Origin of the sequence: Marinobacterium sp. xm-a-127, assembly GCF_013283425.1 — a bacterium.
GTDB lineage: Bacteria > Pseudomonadota > Gammaproteobacteria > Pseudomonadales > Balneatricaceae > Marinobacterium_E.
The window spans coordinates 292,108-313,397 of sequence record NZ_WBYH01000002.1 but is presented as its reverse complement, the minus strand read 5'-3'; the positions used below and the strand labels follow the sequence as shown (position 1 = coordinate 313,397).

Genomic DNA, 21,290 nt, shown 5'->3' with positions numbered 1-21,290 from the left:
CTAATTTGTCACGGTTGTGACATTTAGGCCCAATTAATTGTCGAAGCTAAGCTTCGCAAGGGGAAACAAAATGGCTACGGTAATCTCTCAATTCAATGCAAGTCGTCTCTCAACCGGGGTCGGCGAGACGGTCTATATCACGGCTGGGTTTAGTGACACTGTCACGCTCAACGCGTCAGGAGGCAGCGCACCATTCCTGGCGCTGTCAAACGGTGCGAATGCCCAACTGGATGTCGCACGCTCTGCGTTGGCGGGAGATGATGCCCTGGTGTTTGCGTACACCGTGGCGCCGAATGACTTTTCGATTACCGGATTGACCGTCAATGGTCTCTTCTTGGATGGTGCGTCGTTGACAGACAGCGTTGGAGAAGCCGTTGTCACGAAGGTGACATCGGGTGTCAATGAGTCAATTTATGTGTCAGGCAATAACGAAGTAGCCATCGTTAGCCAGACCATCACCTCTGATGATCTTGTTTCCCCCCGCGTAGCCTCTGTAGATGTTGTCAGTGGTAACTACCTGCCTGGCGATAAAGTCACTCTAACCGTTGTGTTTGATGAAGCGGTGGGTGTGACACCGGGTGCCAAGCTGCCAACCCTGACGTTGATGAGCAACGGCGAAGTGCTGGATGATGTCATCGCCTCGTACGAGTCTGGTTCAGGCACGAAGAAGCTCAACTTTACCTTTACGGTCACTGACACCATGGATGTCGCTGACCTGCAGCTCGGTGAGCTGCTCGCGAACGGTTCATTCCTCGCCGATGCCTCTGGCAATGCGGCGATTTTGACACTGCCTGAACTGCCCAGCGCAACCTCTGTGTCATTGGGCGATCAGACCGTCTACGTAGAAGAGGTGGTTAACCTCGCCGATGTGAAGATCGAGTCGATCCGTTACCTCGATAATGACACCGAAGCCTTTAAAGTGGGCGAAGTGCTCAGCTTTAGCGTGCGGATGACCGGTGTGGTTAATGTTGATACTTCTGAAGGTGTACCCACACTGGTGCTGAGTAACGGTGGTTTCGCCCGTTACACCGGCGGTTCTGACAGCAACACACTAACCTTTAGCTACATCGTCGGTGCCAGCGATCGCAACACCGATGACCTACGTGTTCTTGGTCTGGCTGAGAACGATGCCGTCTTCAACGGCAGCCTGGGCCAGGACGTGGATGTACGTATCACCTCTGCGAACAACCTCAGCACCTTCAACGATGTGGCGATTAACGCCCAAAGTCCGTTTATTACCCGTATCGACAGTGCTAGCCAGGTGGTGAGCCTGGGCGAGAGCGTTGAGTTTATTGTCAACTTCTCTGAAGCGGTTGATCTGGAAGGCGATGCGCCTTCATTGTCACTGAGCAACGGTGCCACCGCAGAGTATGTCAGCGGTGCGCCGTCTAAACAGCTGCTGTTCCGTTACACCGCCCAAGAGGGTGATGCCAATGCTCAAGACCTCGACGTTCTGAGCTTTGATGCACCTAACAGCACACTGATTTCACTGTCAGGCACCGGCGAAGCGTCAGTGTCACTGTCACAGATCACCACAGTGGCGGCTAAATACGATATTACCTTTGACGGTGAGCGCCCAGAAGGTGTGATCACCTTTGATAGCGACGCCTTGATTGCCGGTGAGACCTCGGGTGTCACAGTGACCTTCGCTGAGTCTGTCACCAACCCTCGTGATGCCATCATTGTCAGCAACGGTACGCTGTCACCGCTGGTACCGGTGGAAGGCACAGTCATTCCGCGTACGGTGTGGAAGGGTGTGTTTACCCCAACGCTGAAGATCCAAGCCGATGACACCACCTTGGTGCTGGATAACAGCCTAGTGACTGACAATGCTGGCAATACCGGTACGGGTCTGAGTGTCTCTAACCCAATCTCCATCGATACCCTGGGTCCTGTCGCAGAGCTTAGCTCTAGCGTGCTCTACAACGGTAACCGTCTGATCACCATCGATTTTGGTGAGCAGGTCACTGACTTCGATGTGAACGACATTGTCGTGACTAACGGCATTAAAGTGACCAGTGGCTTTACTGAAGTTCAAGCCGGTCAGGTCTACACCCTGGAAGTCGCTCCCACCGCGGCAGCACAGGATAACCCTACCGGCGATGTGACTGTCACGCTGCGCAAAGGCACGATGACCGATAGCCTGGGTAACCTCAATGCAGAGCAGTCGATTGCGCGCCCTTGGGATATCCGTGCACCTGAAATCACAAAAATTAATGCTGCCAGCGGTTCATACACTGCCGGCGATACCATCGCGATTGCCGTCACATATGACGAAGTGGTGAACGTTGATGCCGTCAACGGCACACCCTTCCTTGCCCTAAACAACGGCCAGGTGGCTGAGTACGTTCGCGGAAGTGAGTCCAACACACTGGTGTTTGAGTACACCGTGGTACAGAACGATCAGGTCGATGCGCTGAATGTGCAGGCACTGGTTAAAGACGGTGCCAACATTACCGACAATGCGGGTAACGACGCAAAAACATACATCACGCCGGGTGCCAACCTCTCGAACCATGCAGTGGTTGAAATTGATGGCGTTGCGCCAACGATTGTCACCATCTCTGCGGTTGAAGATGCACTTTACTTGGCGGGTGATAGCGTAGAACTGACCGTTCAGTTCAGCGAAAACGTCTACATCGACTTTACCAACGGTTCACCGATCCTTGCACTGAGCAACGGTGCGGTTGCTGAGTATGTGGATGGCGATGGTTCAAGCTTCCTGAACTTCCGCTACACCGTTCAGCCAAATGACTTTGATACAACCGATCTGGATGTACATGCTCTGATCACTAACGGATCGGTGTTCAGGGACATCTCCGGCAACGAAGCCAATATGGCGATCCTGAGTGATAACAGCCGATTGGCGTACCGCTCGGATGTGGTGGTTGATGCAGCGACACCTTACATCAAAACCATCTCTGCCAATGCCGGTCACTACAACGAAGGCGAGATCATCGATATCGCCCTGGGTTGGAACAAGCCGGTTGAGATGAACGATGCGCTGGGTACCCCAGAGCTGAAACTAAGCAATGGCGAAATCGCCACCTACAACGCCGCAGCCTCTACACCAACACGCCTAGTCTTCAGCTATGCCGTTCAAGCGACTGATTTTGAGTCGGACGCACTGGCGATTGCTGAACTGCGCACCAACTACGCCACCTTCAACGGCGTTGTTGCTGGTGAATCTGCGGATCTGACCCTGCCAAATGGCGGTGCGATTGCGCAGGCTGAGGGTGGGATCTTTATCGATCTGACGCTACCAGAAGTAGAGTCTATCAGCGTTCTCGACGAGAACGGTTCCGCAGATCTGAGTGCAGGCGAAGCTGCAACGCTGACAATTACGTTCAACGGTGCAGTGAAAGAGCTGCGCCCAGAGTTCTTCAATGTAGAAAACGGTTCAATCGGCGAGTTTGAAACAACTGACAACGTCACTTGGACTGCCGTATTCACGCCACTCAAAGATACTCAAGCCGGTGAACAATCTCTCAGCTTGAATCTCAATCTGGTCTCAGACCTAGCCGGTAACTTCGGCGAAGGCGATTCGCCAGCGGCTAGCTACACCTTGGATAGCGCTTACCCAACCGTGACCATCCGCTCGGATGCGGACGGCATCGTTAATGGCGATGTGCGCATGGTGGTGAACTTCTCTGAATCGGTACAGGATTTTGACCTGACTAAACTGTCAGTCGAAGGCGGTACCATTGATCAGTTAAGCCTGGAGACCCCCGATAACTCGGGTCGTCCTGAAGGCGAATACAGCTTTGTTGTGACCCCCGATCGCAATAGCACGCAGCCGATTAAAGTGCGCGTGATGGATGGCGTTGTCACTGATGAGGCCGGCAACCCCAACAAAGCGTCGGATGTTCTGCTACAGCCAGTCGATACGGTAAAAGCCAAGATCGAAGGTATCCATGCAGAGGCCGGTGCCTATGCGGTGGGTGATACCGTTCAGTTGACCGTGAAGTTTACTGAAGAAGTGGCACTCGAGGACCGTCCGGACGATCCGGATAGCCCGCGTCTGCCGACCCTTTTCCTCAATAATGGTGAGCTCGCGACGTATGTCTCAGGTTCAGGTTCTGATGAGTGGGTGTTCGAATACACCTACAGCGCAGACCACGCGGAAGGTCACCCACTGCAGGTGATCACCTTCCTTGAGAATGACAAACTGGTGGTGGATGAGGCCGGTAATCGCGCTAACACCATCTTAGGTTCGAATAACCGTCTGCAGGAATCGGTAGTCGTAGATGGTACCGAGCCCGTGGTACTGGGCTTTAGCTCAGTCGAAGCGACCTACAACAGCACCGAAGCGTCTGAAAATGGCATGTACAACATCGGTGATGTGATCTGGATTAAATTGACCGCTTCAGAGTGGCTCAATGTGGATACCACCGAAGGGCGTCCAACGTTACTGCTCGAAAACGGCGGCACCGCGACCTACGTATCGGGTACCGGTTCGAACACACTGCTGTTCCGCTACGACGTGCAGGATGATGATCTGTCGACAGACTCATTGACGGTTGCGTCGGTCAGCTTCAATGACGGGCTAATTACTGATGCTGCGGGCAACGCACTGGTCGCCGATAGCTTCAACAATGCGATTGTTGCAGGCCATGTGAAACCTCAGGTTGAAGTGGATACCGATGCACCGATTGTTGAGACGGTTAGCATTGTTGAGACAGTAGCTATTAACGATACTGGCGCCACTGTTGACGCAACCAACGACGGTTACTACAGCGCCGGCACCACCATCGCCTTCGAAGTGAAATTTGATGATGTGATCAATGTCGATACCTCTGAAGCGATCGATGGCAGTCCAGTACTGGCACTGAGCAACGGTCAGCTCGCCACCTATGTGGAGGGCGATGGCACCGATACGCTGCGCTTTGAGTACACCGTATCCGCAGACGATATCAATACCACCGATCTTGAAGTCCTGGGTCTTGCCGAGCAGGGCGCCGTACTCACCGATGATGCAGGTAACCCTGCACTCGTTGAGATGGTCACTGACCGTCGCAACTACACTACGGCGGTGGTGGATACCCATGGCCCAGAGTCTCTAGGTACGAGTGATAGCTTTACCGAAAACGCGGATGGTGAGGACATTGTTCGCACCCTCGAGACGCTCAGCTACACCTTCGAATTTAACGAGATGATGGATCTGCTGCTGGCCACTGTTGCGGGCGTTGATCCAAGCATTGATCCAGCGGATACCGCCACCATTGAGCAGATCGTGGCGGACAATCAGGCGGAGATCCTGAGCTACTTCAGTGTCACCCTCGAAGAGGTTGATCCTGCTATTCACGTGCGTGTGGATGGCGATGGCGATCTGCTGTCAGACGTAAATGACGGTCTAGTGGCGACTAACTTCCGCTTCGAGAGCAACGAAGATGGCACGCTGGATCTGACCAAGTTTACTGTCGATGTGACAACCCCAGACCGTACTTATGCCGATCTGCACGTGGGGCTGAACACCGAGAAGTTCGTTGACTTCGCGCAGAACGAGCCGATGGATGCGACCATTGTGGCGACTCAGCGCGTGGATACTCAGTCATTCGATCTGACTGCGATTCCTGTGGCGGGTCTATTCATAACCGATACTTCAACCGTACGAGTATTGGATGCCAATGGCGAAGAACTCGTCGCTCAGGTCATCCTGAATCCAGAAACCGGACAAGCCTCGGTTCGGGTGTCACCGAATGAAGCCTACCCAGGTGGCTACCGTGGTCCAGTGTTAGTGGAAGTTATTGATAGCGATCCTGACGCAGACTACATAGACGAATTCACTGGTCAGGGCGTCTCGCTGGCGAAAGAGGGTGAAACCGTTGCTATGCGCGCGATGTTCAACATCGTTGAGCCAGGCGAAGTGACTGTAACCGTATCACCGGTTACTGAGCTAGCTGTGAAAAAACTGCAAGAGACCATGGCCTCCGAGAGTGTTAGCACTTTTGATGTGGCCAAGGTAAATGAATATAACAGTGGTATCGGCCGAATCTTTGGCATAGACGATATCGTTAAAACTGCGGCGACCGTGGTTAACTCAGCGACTGTTGAAGCTCAGACCGGTGTTGATGTCACGGACTTTAATGCTACTGACGGTATTGATGCGTCTGAGAAGTACGGCCAGGTGCTGGCGATGCTGTCTGCGCGTGACAGCGCCACAGGTTCACTCACCAACACGATCACTGACCTTGCGGCTGACATTAAAGTTGCCAGCCTGGGCAAGAGCACCGCGATTGCAATTACACAGTCCGGCGCTGACAAACTGGCGGATACGCTCAAGTCGATTGAGACTGCAGCGGTTACTGCAGATCCTGAAGTTGTTGATCAGAGCGTAGAGCTTAATGATTCAGGCGTTAACACGGGCCTTATCGATGTCTCCTACATCGAGTCCGCAGCGGGTAACAGCTACGGTATTAACCTCGATGAAGCGAAAGAGACGCGCGTGCCGGTTAAAGGCGCAGCTGAAGGTGATACCGTGTTTGTTCAGTGGGGTGTTAACACCGCGACTGGCGAACCGAATCTAATCGAATACGTTGTCACAGCTGACGACGTCGCAGAAGATGGAGCAGTTACTGTTCCTGTCAGTATCGATGCTATTGCGCTGCAGATGGACTCGAAAGAGGTACCCATCCGCACGGCAGTGATCAAACCGGATGCGGTTGATATCGAGGGTAACCCGGTTACAGCGCCGAGTGAATCTGACTTCACGGCACCGGTATTGTTACAGGTCGATATCATTCCACCTGAAACGACGGTTGAGGCTCCAACTGCCGAGACTCCATTTGAGGTGTCCGGTGCCATTGAGGGTCTTAACGCGGGTGATGACTTCTTCATCCTGATCAACAACAGTGCTGACGAGCGCTTCAAGTACAAGGTCGAAAGCACATTCTTGGGCGATGAAGATGCCGAGCTCCCAGCGGGCTTGAGCCTTGAGAACATCGTCTACGACGAGATCGGCGATACTTGGGCGTTTGACTGGTCGTTTGACCTGACTCAGGCGATCTCCGTCGCTGAATTGGCTGCTGCTGAAGCGGACCCAGATTACACGCCGGTACCTACTTTCTCTGAAGAGAGCGAGACAGCGGTCTTCCAGGTCGATGCAGCAACTTCAGACTTGGTGGGTAACGCCGCCGAAGATAATTCACGCAACGAGTTCATCATCGGTACCGCGAGCGATCTAGTTGATAGCGACACCGAAGTCACCTTTATGGATCAGGTGCTCGATCGCCTGACTGAGCGCTATGAAGATGAGGCAGTCGATACGCGCTCTGAAATTCAGACCATTGCGAATGCCGTTAACAATCTGGAGGCGATTGCCGCTTTTGATGCGGCGGCTCTTTCAGGCAGTTTAGTAGCCGAACGCCAGAGTTTAGTGCTATCCGCAGACGGTTCCGTTGCTCCTGGTCAGTTTGCGCTGAACCTTGGCGGTGACGCCGTTGACGTTGATCTGTCAGGTGTCGCGAACCCAAGCGTATTGGACATTGTCGATGCGATCCGTGCTGAGTCCGGTTACGCCGATAAGAACTACACCGTCGCGCTGAGCGCTGATGGTAATAGCGTTGAAATTAGCTACAAAGCCTTTGGCCCACAGCCAGAGTCGAGTGCTATTTCAACACTGACTGAGACACTTTCTGCCGCTCCGATCGATTCAACCATCGATGTGGCCGGTGATATCGCTAATTTTGCGGTTCAAAGCATTGCGGTGGACGGTGCCGCTGTCGAAAACGGCTTTGCCGTTTCCCCAGGACAAATCCGTCTATCGTTTGGTGGTGTCAACCTTGATCTGACCGCTGCTGAAGGCGATCTGATTACTGATCTACTGGCCGATGCGCAAGCCGCTCCGGCGTATGCAGACCTGCCATTTACCCTAGCGGTTAATGATGCCGGTGATAGTTTGGTAGCCACCTGGAAGCAGGTCGGTACGATCAGCGACACCCTGTCCCTGAACCGTGACTATGAACAGACCACTGAGACCTCAGTGGACGCGACCAGCAGCACCGATGGTGATGCGGGTATCAGCACGGCAGAGTTGCAGTCACTCGATATCCAGAATGTCGATGACTCTAAACTGCGCGCGATTAACAAAGCACTGGCTGAGAACCTGGCGCAGATTAAATCTGAGCCGAGCATCACCTTTGCTGACCAGACACTGGCTGCCGGTGATGACACTACCGTTACGCTGAGCTTCCCAACTCGTGTGGGACAGGTGCCCGATGATGTCCTGGCCCTGGTGGGTGGTGACCTGAGCACGGAAGGGGTAGAGGGTGCACCGATCTGGAGTACTGTTGACGGTATTAACTGGACAGCCACCTTTACTGCCAGCAGTGCGATCAACAACACTTCACTGCGCTACGAGCCGGTGCTCGATGAGGACGGCGTGCAGGTGCTGGATGCCAATGGCGATCCTAAACTGGCGGTGATTCCAACCGTCGATGCCGATGGAAACCCAACCGGTGAGTATGAATCGATCGGTCTCAACGATCTGCGTCAGGTATCACTGGTGGAAGCACTGGTGAACCGTGTGACCGATGCGTCGGATACGGTGAAAGCCTTTGCCAGCGAGCAGGGTGATACCCCTGCGGCATTGCCGTCGGTGCAGGACTTCGCTGATATGTCAGTAGAAGGCGTGGCCGATGACAACCTCAGCGCGGTACAAGATGCCCTGAGCACCGTACGTGATCGCTTTGAGGGCGAGGGTGACCTCTTTACCCAGATCGAAACCGTTGTGGATAGCTACAACGCGGTATTCGATACCGTGTATGCCGAAACAGAACAACCGACCCCTGTCGATCTGATTGAAGATCTAAACAACATTGGTGTTAGTAACCTGAGCAGCGATGCTGCGCGTGCTGAAGACCAGACCACGCTGTTGCAGGGCGCCCTGCGTGAAGTTGCCGCAGCTAAAACAGATATTACTGACGGTGCGACTGCAGCCGAACAACAAGCAGACATGATCAACTCGGTAGCGAAGCTCGAGAGCTTTGTGACTAGCGTTGAGAACGTCCTTGCCCGTGCCAACGGTGAAACCGTGGATGTCGACGGCACAGCTACGCCTGTGGCTGTTAGCGATGCAGACCTGACTGCGCTGGGCTTTGGAGACCTGTTACAGGATGAGTCCGCCAATAGTCGACTGAGCGCCTTGCAGAAAGTCCTGCTGGATCAGTCTGAAGGCGAGGGCAGCGACGCCATCGTTAACTACGCGGATCTGAAAGCGGTTCTTAACACTGCTTCGGATGCCTTCGATGCGATCGTGGGTCTCACTGCAACTGCTCAAGATACAACCCATGCAGATGCCGATGCGCGTGCAGCGGCAGTTACTGCAGCCTTGGCTGAGGTCGATGCCGACAGCTTCCAGAACATGGGTATCGATGGTGTGACCGATGTAAATATCGGGTCGATGACCGGCGATGAGATGGCAGCGGCCGTTAAAGACGCGCTGTCCAATACCCCGAATGACATTGTCAGCCTTGAAGCGATTCAAGCGGTGGTGGATAGCTACAGCGATATTTTGGCAACCGCACAGGATGATGCGGGCACCATTGAGGTGGTCGATCTGACTAACATTGGTGTCACGCTTGAAGCGGGTACCGAAGAGGCCGTGGCGGAACTAGCCAGCGGCATCATTGCGACCTTCGGTACGGCGGATGTGTCAAGCGTCAGCGACGTACAGGCGAAGATCGATGCGATCAACTCGGTGTTTGCGAATACCCTGCGTACGTCTGATACAGACACTGAGAACACTACAGTTGTGTCAAAAGACGAGCTACATACACTTGGCTTTGATGGCGCAACCGATGATAACCTGGATGCGATCCAGCGCGTGCTGAGCGATCAGAGCGATGAGTCTGACGTGAAGTCGTACGCGGATCTGAAACAGTTGATCGACAATGCTGTAAATGCGCATGCCGATATTCTTGCAGCGGCAACAACTGATGATCTGACCGATATCGACACCACCGACTACACCAACATGGGTATCGACGGTGTTAGCGGCGACCTATCTGATGGTGATGACACCAACGACGGTAACCTCGCAGCAATCAACGATGCGTTGATCAATACCGATAACAGCCTCACTACTGCCGAAAGCGTGCAAGAGGTAGTAGACAGCTACAACACCATCCTTGAGACCGCGACCAACGACAGCGGCACCATTGACGTGGCCGATCTGACTAATATCGGTGTCGAGCTAGAAGCTGGCACTGAAGCGGCTGTGGCAGAACTCACCTCTGGCGTGATTGCGAGTCTGGGTTACTCAGAAGTTGATACTGTGGCAGAGACGCAGGACATCGTGGATGCGATCGATGCGGTGTTTGCTAACACGCTGCGCACTTCAGACGATGATGCGACACACACTACGGTTGTCTCTAAAGAGCAGCTGCATACGCTGGGCTTTGTTGGTGCGACCGATGACAACCTGGATGCCATCCAGCGCGTATTGAGCGATCAGACCGATGAGTCTGATGTGAAAGACTACGCAGCCCTAAAACAGCTGATCGATGATGCGATCGCTGCGCATAGCGATATCTTGAACGCGGCATCCACCGATGATCTGACCGGTATCGACACCACTGATTACACCAACATGGGTATCGATGGCGTTGATTCGGATAACCTCAGCTCGATCAACGATGCGCTGATCAATACAACGAATACACTGAACACTGCCGCCTCAACCCAAGAGGTGGTGGATAGCTACAACCACATTCTGGATCTGCGTGCCGGTGATGCTAACGGTGGAAACTCCGCGATCACGCTGGATGCGACTGACTTTACTGATCTGGGTGTGACGCTGAAAGCGGATAACGCGAATCAGGCTGAACAGCTGGCTTACCTGCAAGAGATCGTCGCAAGTGATCTGGGCAGCGGTGATGTCACGACGGTTTCGGGTCTGCAGGCGCTGGCTAACGCCACCTCTGATCTGATCGATCTGATCCAGGGCAACAGCCCCGATAGCGATGGCACTGAGGGTCTGACTATTGAGCAGTGGGCACTCTTGGGTGTGACGGCGGCTGATGCAGAAGAGGTGGCGATGCTGAATGCTCGCTTGGCTCTGACCGCGGATGATCTGTCTGATGTCACGAACCTGGCGACTGATCTTGCGGCACGCGCGGACGAGTCACGCAACGCGCTGGCCAAGATCGAAGCCTATGCCAACGCTGATGGTGCGTCGGACTTCGACCAAGACACCGTGCTGGCAACGTCCGATGTCGATGATGTGCCAACCGTACAGGATTACAGCTTTATCGGTGTAGTCGACTACGATGCGGGCAACAGTACGCGCGTTGCCATCGATGCGACCAATATCGCGACCATCAATGAACTCTTTGCCGCAGCTCTTGTGGGTGCCGATGATGGCGATGAGCCTGCGTCGACCCGCACTGAAGTACAGGCGGTCATCGATGGCGCAGCGGATCGCTTAGGCGCGTTTGCGAAGATCCTCGCCTACGCTGAAGCCAATGTGCTGACGCCGGCAGATAGCTCGCTGATCCCAACCGCAGCCGACTTCGCGCTCTGTGGCGCCACCGGTGTGGCCGACGACAACAACATTCCAGCGCTGCTGACTAAGTTGGCAGCGATGGGTTCTAGCAGCAACGGTCTAGCGGTGGATACCACCCCAGAACTGCAGGCCTTCGTGAAACAGGTGGCGATCGAGAAGATCAAAGCCTGGACCGATAGCGATGGCGGCAACGGTGCTGATCCGATCCTGCAGGATTACCTCAACGCTGATCTGGTGAGCTACGACGATAGCGCGATCACTGAAGCGATGGTGCCTGCACTGAACGAACTCTTTGCCGGTAGCCTAACCGCTGCAGGCGATGCCGATGACCAAGCTGAACAGCAGCAGGTTATCGATGGTGCAGCGGCCATGCTCGCCGCGATGGCGAAGATCGCCAACTACGCTGAAGCAGATGGCGCGATCGACCTTGATGGCGATGCCGATACCGGCGATGCCAACGGTTACGATCACCTCACCGTCGCTGACTTTGAAGCGGCGGGTATCAGCGGTGTAGCTGACGGAACTGACCTCTCTGTAGGGACAGGTACGTCTGCATCAGCCAATGGTTACAACAACCTCGAGGCTGTACTGAATAAACTGGCTGACAGCGGTATTAAGTACCTCAATGCTGACACACTTGAAGAGGTGCAGGCATTGGTCGCGAATGTTGCGGCTGAGAAGATCGCTTACTACGCCGATCAAGATGGTCAGTGGCCAGCGGTTAGCGAGAGCTACACGCTCTACACCGATGCACGCGCAACGGGTGGCGGTGATGCGTTCTTCTTTACCGGTATGGGCGAAGCGCCCACATTGGATCTGAAGCCGGGTACTTACAGCTTCGATCTGTCACAGGCTTCGATGGCCGGTACCGATCTGGCCTTCAGCATCAACGCTGATGGCTCTGGCGGTCTGCCAGCCGGTGTTACCTTGGTTACCACGGGCACCGCTGGTCAAGCGGGTGCCTCTGCCGTACTGACCGTGCCACAGGGCTATGAAGGTACGCTGCACTACATTGATGCTAACTCAATGGTCACTGGCGGTAGCGCCGTTGCTGAGAAGCTCTACTTTGCTCCTGAGGTGCAGGACTACACCAACGCAGGCCTTGTCGATCCAAACGACAATGCGATCACAGCGCAGCACCTGCCGTTCGTGAACGCGATCTTTGCCAAAGATACCGTTGGTCACACTGACGATGCAGCTAACAACCTATTCGATGCCGATGACGCCACCAGCCAACAGGCGGCGATCGACGCTTACGGCGCCAATATGCTGTCGCTGATGAAGTTCGTCGACTACATGCTGACCGAAAATGGCGTGGTTAAAGCGGACTTCAGCCTAGCTGACTTCACCAATGCAGGGCTATTGCGTGTCGATGGCAGCAGCATGAGCGGCGTACTGGATCGTCTGCCGGGTTATGAAACCTCAGATACCTTGGACCGCGATGCACTGAACTCGGTCGATAAGATCCAGGCGTTTATCTCACGTGCGATCATCGCTGAATACAACGATGATCCTGCCAACAATCAGGCGCCAGTGGGTGCAGACTATGTGGCAGCGGGTATCAACGGTGCTGATGACGATAACGCAGCGGCGATGAACTACCAGGTAGCGACCAATGGTAGCTACGCTGACACCATCGTTGATATCGAAGCGCTGGTGACCCCAGCCAATGACGCGATCAACAAACTGGCAACTTTCGATCTCGATCATATTGATCCGATCAGCAACGACAGCCAGATCGTTATCGGTCGCAGCCATGATGGCAGCAACTTTGTCGCACAGACCCTGACACTGGCGGACTTCGGTGATTACGCCGATCCAAGCAGCGATGCGCTGGCGTCAATCAAAATTACTGCGCTGCCTGCAGCGGGAACGCTTGAGCTTGATGGTACAGTAGTATCTCAAAATGACAGCATCAGTGTGGCTGACATTAACGATGGCAAACTGACTTACACACCAGCGAGTACCAATGCGGCGACCTCACTCGACTTTGCAGTCATTGATGCTGATGGCAACGAGAGCGCTGACGACTACACCTTGTCGATCGACCGCGAGGACTTTAGCCCTGCGGTGGGTATTGCCAACTCAGGTCTGGTACAGGCGGATACCGGCGTCTACAGCGGTGGTCTGTACGTTAACGATGCGCTAACTGGCTTTGAAAGTATGAGCAGCCTGCGTGTGGTGATCACCGCCACAGGTGGCGATGTGAAGATCGGTAACCTGAGTGGGGCTACTCAAATTCAAATTGGCTTCGATTACGCGACAACCGGCGGCGATGAGATCTGTATTGAAGGTACACAGGCACAGATCAATGCGGCACTGAAAACCTTGCAGACCAAGATCACCAGCGGTAACGAGAAGGTCGATATCTCGATTGATGTTCAGCCGGGTGGCATGGTTTACAACCCTGAGAATGACCATTTCTATGAGTACGTCGCGAGCTCAGGTATCACCTGGGATAACGCTAAAGCGGCGGCTGAAGGTCGAACATTCGAGGGTATGACAGGGTATCTGGCCACTCCAACTAGTGCGAATGAAAATGCGTTTATCGCGTCAAAAGTGAGTGCGCAAGCCTGGATTGGCGCCAGTGACGTGGCTAGTGAGGGCGTTTGGAAGTGGATGACCGGTCCTGAGGCTGGGACTCAATTTTGGCAAGGCGCCTCAGGCGGTTCAGCAGTCAATGGCGAGTACGCGAACTGGGCGAGTGGTGAACCGAACGATTCAGGTGGCGAGGACCATGCACACTACCTGAGCAGTGGGATGTGGAACGATTTCCGCTTTAACAATAGCTCAATTCAGGGCTACATGGTTGAATACGGCGGTATGCCAAACGACGTCCCGACCGTTAAAGCAGGTGTTAAAACACTGACCGTTTATGCCACCGAAGCACTCGGCAACGTCTCTATGACCGTTTCAGACTTCGAGCAAGCGGGCGTAACCGGCGTGACGACTGACAATCTAGCCTCTATCAACCAGGTGTTGAGTGGTAAGTCAGCAGCAGACGTAGATACCAACCCAGAGCTGCAGTCTGTGGTGAATGGTGTCATCTCCGCGATCGCGAAGATCGAAGATTTCAATAACGGCGCTAATGGTGTCACAACACTTGATGTGGCTGACTATGAAGCTGCGGGTATCGTGGGCGTTGCAGCCGGCAACAAAGATGCGTTTAACAGCGCTATCCAGGCTCTGAACACGGGTGGCGCGAACACGACCGCTGAAATTCAGGCTGCCGTGGCACAGGTGCGTATTGAAACCTATGCCGATGCGACTGACGCCACTGGCCTGGAAGTACCTACAGTTGCGGATTACCACGCGCTGGGCATCTATGCCGTAGATGCATCTAACCTTGCGTGGGTGAATAGCTTCGCCCTTGATGCAGCATCGGACCTTGCAGACAACACCGCTGAGATCGAGCTACTGGTACAAGAAGCGCTTGAGATGAAACCGTACTTCGATGCGGTCGCTAAGATCAGTGCTTACGCTGACTCTGACGGTAATGGCACGGTACCGACACTTGAAGATTACGTGGCGGCACAAGTTAAGGGTGTCAACGAGTACAACCTCGGCATGGCGAACGCACTCTTTGCTGATAGCGCAGTGGGTACTGGCGACACAACGCTGGCAGGCACTCAGTCTGAGCAGCAGTCGGTGATTAACGCCGCATCCACAGAGCTCTCGTCTTACGCGAAGATTGTCTCTTACGCAGCCAATAATGCTGGCGAAATTCCAACGGCGACTGACTACAGCAATATTGGCCTGGCAGCATTCCCGTCCGAGTATGTGGCTAAACTCAATGCGCTACTTCTCACTCAGCCAATTGGCCGTGCCGAAGTAGATGAGCTGTCTGAGATCGAGGCCTTGGCGTCTCGCATCAAGATTACCGAATACGCTAACGCCAATGGTTTTGCCATTGATGGTACAACCGACCTGGCTGGCGACTTCGTACCTTCTATTACCGATTACGAAAATCTGGGGATTACTCAGATATTCAACGGTACTCAGATGGTCGATATCGATGCCAATAACCTCGAGCAGGTCAACGACGTGATGCGTATGCGCTACGTTGGTGACGGCGCTCGTGTCGATGTGATCGACAACGCTACCGATGCTGCGAGCAACGAAACCAACCTGGCGTACGCAAATACTGTTGATACTGCAGCAGAGATTGAGGATGCCATCCGTCTAGCGATGGGTGAGACGGTCGATTCTGGCAACAGCAGTTTCGGCTTGCGTGCGGCGGCACTCGATAAGATCGCTGCATTCGCAGAAACGGTCAGCAACCTTGCTGATCAAGCGGCTTACGATGCCTATGTGGCTGACAGCGGTAATGCTGCCAGCATTCCATCAGCCGATGACTACAACAATGCCGGTGTACTAGGTATTACCAACAGTACCGCCGAAATCAATGAATCGCTCGCAGCAGCAATTAACACCAAACTCTTTACTGGTGGTGCCAACGGCACGGTGAACACGGTCGTTGAATTGCAGCCGTTTGTCGATTCTGCTAATGAGATCGTCAACAAAATTGGCGCTTGGGCTGAGCCTGACTTGTCTGGAATTATGGGCACGGTTCAGAACTTTATCTCTCTAATACCTGAATTTGAAAACGCAGGCTTTGATACTGTCTCGGGTAATGATATCAATGGTTGGACAACCTATATCGGAGAGGTGAACCTTGGTGTAACTGTTTTGGCAGGTTTTGTGTCACCTGTGGAGTCGAATGTTGGGGCAGATACAACTGCGATAGGTAAAAATGGCACTAACTACCTGACTGATTTGCCTTATGACTGGAACCAAGACGGTCCTGCGACGGTAAGCGTTGTAGATGATCCGGATGCCTCGGGTCGCGGTAATGTCTTGTCAGTAGATACTGGTGTACAGTCCTTGGGTACCAGCTTGGTTAGAAGCGGCTATGTAGGCTCGACACAATACACGACGGGCACGAACGGAAATTATCCTTACGGAATTATTCACGGCCCAGCGATCTACAGTAATGAAGCAATTGAGCTTACTGCAGGTGCGACAATATCGGTAGATTGGAAGGCGACTGCTGCAGGTGATGCCGCGGACGTTTTGGGTTATTTGGTGAACGTTAACGATGGTTCAACTATCAAGCTGCTTGATTACACCAGCCCGAACGATACGACTGAAACATCTTGGCAAACCAAAACTGTTACTGTTCCTGCTGATGCAACTGGTAGCTACAAGTTTGTGTTTGTTGGTGGTTCTTTCGACTACTCTGGAGGCCAAGGCGTAGGCGCAGAATTCCTTATTGATAACATTGATGTTCGTTACATCACCTCACCCTACGAATTTAATGGCCTGGTAAATTCAAACGGTGCAGATGATTGGCAGGCAGCACAGGCGCTATTCGATAAGCTGGCTTACAGTGATAACTCGGATGCACTTGTATATTCATCATCAGTAGATCCAAGCCAGGATAACCCGCTGCAGGTGGGTTGGTATGACATGGGTGATATGGGTGTTGAGCCATCAGTACTCGATCACTTCATAATTCATGCAGCGAACACTACGGGTGATTACAGCAAACTGCCTGCTGATTTCGATATTATGGGTTGGGATAACAACGCTGGTGAATGGGAAGTTATTAAGACCTTCAGCAGTGATCTGACCTCAGCGACGCAAACAACCGTAGGTAGCCTGTCTGCTGCCGAAATACAGCAGATTGTATTGCCCGCACTTAAAGCAAACACGATCTACGACCTGAATGTGGGCGGCGTTACGCTATCGATCACATCAGATACTGATCCGACCGTTGCTGAAATAGCTGCGGCGTTCAATAGCGCGGCGACTTCTGCCTCAGCGGCCTTTACGGTAACTGAGTCAGCGTCTGGAACAGGCTTAGATATCACATGGACAGCAGCAGGTGTCGTTACAGATACCGCACGCTTCATGATGTCTGCTGATAACTACGAAGCTTCAAATGGATCATCACTGACATTTGATGTTTCAGATGTCGACGCCAAGGCTTATACGGGCTTTAAGATCAATGTTCGAGAGGCCTTCGGTGGTGCTGGCATTGAGATGACCGAGCTAGAGTTGAAGGCTGCGGCGATAGACTATGCGGATCTTCCGTCTGGTTCTGAACCCACTTATCAGGACTATAACGCCATCGGCTTCACCGAGGTGGATGCTAATAATGTTGCCGATATCAACGCACTGGTCTTTGCCAAAGAGAGCGCGGCCGATGTGTCTACCTTGCCGCAGATCAAGCCGGTCATTGATACCTACTTGGATGCCATGGGCCGCATTGAGGCTTTCGCGAATGGCGATGGTGCAGCCGACACAGATGGCGATTTCACTGCTGATACAGGTGAAACAGGCGTACCGACCGTAGCGGATTATCAGGCTATTGGTATGCGCTTCGTTGTGAACAGCGATGGCCTCAATGTGCCAATCTCAAACGACAATATAGCAGCCATCAATGAGGTCATCGCTGGTGCGAGCTACGGCGACGATTCTGGCGATACCGCCATCACAACAGCTGCCGAACTGCGTGCCGTATTGAATTCAGGTGCTATTGCTGCTCGCTTAGCTGCGATTGCAAAAATCTCTGAGTTGGCGACGGTTATCCCTAACAGTGTTACCCTCGCAGACGACACGACTACACCAACTGTGGGCAATACTGATACGGTAAATCTGACGCTCACGGGTCCTTATGGGGCAGCCCAAGTTCTGACGGCAACGATGACCTCTGAGAGTGGCTGGGGTGGCATAGCTGCCGAGCTATCGGCAGACCTTGGTGCCAACTCAGGTTTTGTCATCACTGCTGCAGCAACCGGAGGTCTTACGATTACCCGGGCTGACGGCGCAACCTTCAGTGTTGCTGTCAACGACGGTACAGGCGATTGGTCGCTCAGTGACGGTAATTCGAACACGTTGAGTCTGTCCTCAGGCACGGCTGCGGGTATTGTTACGGTCAACGGCGATGGGTCGGCTCCGTCAGTAGCGGACTTCACTGCTGCTGGTGTCACAACTGTAAGCATTGCGAATATTGCTGAAGTTGTTGAATACATAGTTGCTGGTAGTGCTGATAGTGAGTTTGATACATCGAAGGAGATCAGCTCAGTTGTCACTGCACTTGATGCATTAAAACTCATTACTGATTACGCCGAAGCAGACGGCACAGGTACCGCACCAGATGCGAATGACTTCGCCTCTATAGGTGTTTCCAGCTATGACTCTGCCGGTACGGCTAAAACTATTGATGCTAGCAACATTGACGCGATCAGAGAGTTACTCAAAGAGACGTCAGTGGGTACGCAGGGATCGGATACTTATACTCTGACTGACGCAGCCAGCATTCAGTCAATGCTTAATTCTGCATCGATTGTCGCGAGGCTGGATGCCATCGCTAAGATCGCGGCCTATGCCGAGGATAGTATTACTAACGCAATCCCAGATGTGGCGGATTATGCAGCCTTGGGTATTACTTTGGATAGCAATGCGCTTAATTCTGCTAATGCTAGCATTGAAGTAGCGACCGCTGCGACGGCAGATACCTTGGCTGAAATCAGTGCGTTGATGCCGGCAGTCCCCTACATCGGAATGATCGGGAGTTTTGTTGACCCTAGCGAGACCGTAACGTTGAACGTTGGCGACAGCATTGAGTTCGTTGTCATGACTACAACACCGCTTGATCACACTGCAGGTGGTGTTGTGCAAGCAACACTAGACAACGGTGCGACTGTTTTGATGCGTCCCGAATACGACCAAGAATTCGGTAGGACAGCTCTATTTGGCGTTTACACAGTAGCGGTAGGTGATGGCACATCTACTGATCTTGATATTACTGGGTTTAGTGCTGTTAACGGACAATCACTCCCTGTCTCAAGTAATGGCACGCCGTTGGAGCTCGCTATTCCAGCAGGGGTTGCATCTCTTGCAAGCCGATTTGATATCGTTGTAACTGACTACGAGCCACCAAGAATTGAATCGCTCAGTTTCGCTTCAGATACAGGTCTGTTTAATGACGACCTTGTGACTGCAACGGCGTATCAAAGCGACACAACGAACGGCGCGCTCACGGGTAGCTTCAGCCCTGTATTGGACGCTGCGAATAAATTCGTAGCCATAAGTACAGTTTTCGACGGGCAGACGGTTTACGATGCTGACTCGAGTTTTAAGAACTCTCTAAGCGCGTTGGATAATGGAGATGATCAGCTTTTCTCGGATCCGCTGTTAGGGCAGTGGTTGTCCGACAGTAGCAGTTTTCAGATTGTTGTAGACAACGAGAATGCAACTATTGCTGACGGGACATATAGTCTGACATTCAGTGTTGGATCGGGTACGTCTCAAACTCTGTCCTACACTTCTTCTAGTGGCACTGTTGGCGACTTATTGGATGGTCTATTCGTAACCAATAATACGTTGAATACAGTCGGGTTTGAGACTACTCGTGGAAGTAGTGGCTTTAATGTTCAGCGCTTCTCTGGTGAAGACTTTACCGTGAGCCTGTCTCAAGACTTGCTTAATTTGGGGGTTTTGAAACAACGTGAGTTTGTTCAAAACACTGGTGAAGTTGACACACTGATTACTGGTTCAGTCTCGGTAACTAATGGAGCAACGGACTACAATGCGTCATTTACCACAGAGGTCAAACAAGGGGCATTGGCGACTGTGACCCAACATGGCGACGGCAGCAACCCGGAAATTCAAACAGTCAACTTCCAGGTTGACATTGGGGGGGATGGACGACGCCAGTTTACGGGGGACCTTCGTTTTGGTTCCACTATTGTGGAGCTGGCATGGGGATTCAATTCTACAAGCACAGATAGCGATATTGTCTCCGCGTTGCAAGGTTCACTGGATACAGCTTTTGGTGCTAACAATCCAGATCGACCTACGTTGACACTTGGGTCAATAGGGGCTGCTGATTCGAACGGTCATGCTTTGGTTGATATGACATTTACTTGGAATCATAACAGTAATGCAAACGTCGGCTATCAGCTGCTAGTTGACGATGGTAGATCAGAAGTGGTCGTTGAACAGAGCTTTGATTTCACCCTTGATCAAACTGCTGCTAATTCACCAGTTCTTAGTGGTGCGAGTTCAAATGCTTTGACAGCCAGCGAAGGCACAAGTATCGATATTACCGGCGTTGAAACCGGCGAATATCTGTACTTCATTGAGGCGAATGCATATGCAGGGCTCACTGATGTTTCAACAAACTCAGACCAACACATGCAAGACATATTTGCGCTTTCTTCAGAGAAGTGGACGCGTGTTCTAGTGGGTGAAAACGTCACGACAACTGATACGGTAAGCTTTACAGTGGATGGATTAATGGACGGTAGTTATAAGCTAGTTGCGATGGATCTGGCGGGTAATTTCAGTGCTGTATCGTCAGATACATTAACTGTCACTGGAAGCTCCGCTGTGAATACTGACCTTGATGTTGCTATGAACGCCATTACTGACACTAGTGATGGTGACGGCTCAACCGTCGAGCTATTGCTCGATATCAACGAAGCTGTCGCTGGTGATACTGTCGAGATATGGATCGATGGTGTTAAGGTTGACGAGCATGAATTGACAGCAGCAGAAGTGACCGTTGGATCAGCAAGCGTTGCTATTGATGTCGATGCTAACGGCGCTGATACAGGTACATTGAATGATGTTAATGTACAGATTGCAGTTCGACACGGTAGTTTTGATACACAAACTGAAACAGAGGACTCGACTGTTAATTACACTTGGAGTTGATGAGAAAAGACGGAGCTCTCGGATTAAAAGCCCACCTGAAAAGGTGGGCTTTTTTATTTAT

At 52.7% G+C, this 21,290-nt stretch carries 1 protein-coding gene; it reads left to right on the top strand.

Going from position 1 to position 21,290, the window contains the following annotated elements; all coding sequences use genetic code 11:
• Window positions 1-70: 70 nt before the first annotated feature.
• Entirely contained in the window at window positions 71-21,229 is a 21,159-nt protein-coding gene (locus XMA127_RS05495; RefSeq protein WP_173498990.1) for an Ig-like domain-containing protein, read from the top strand.
• Window positions 21,230-21,290 lie beyond the last annotated feature (61 nt).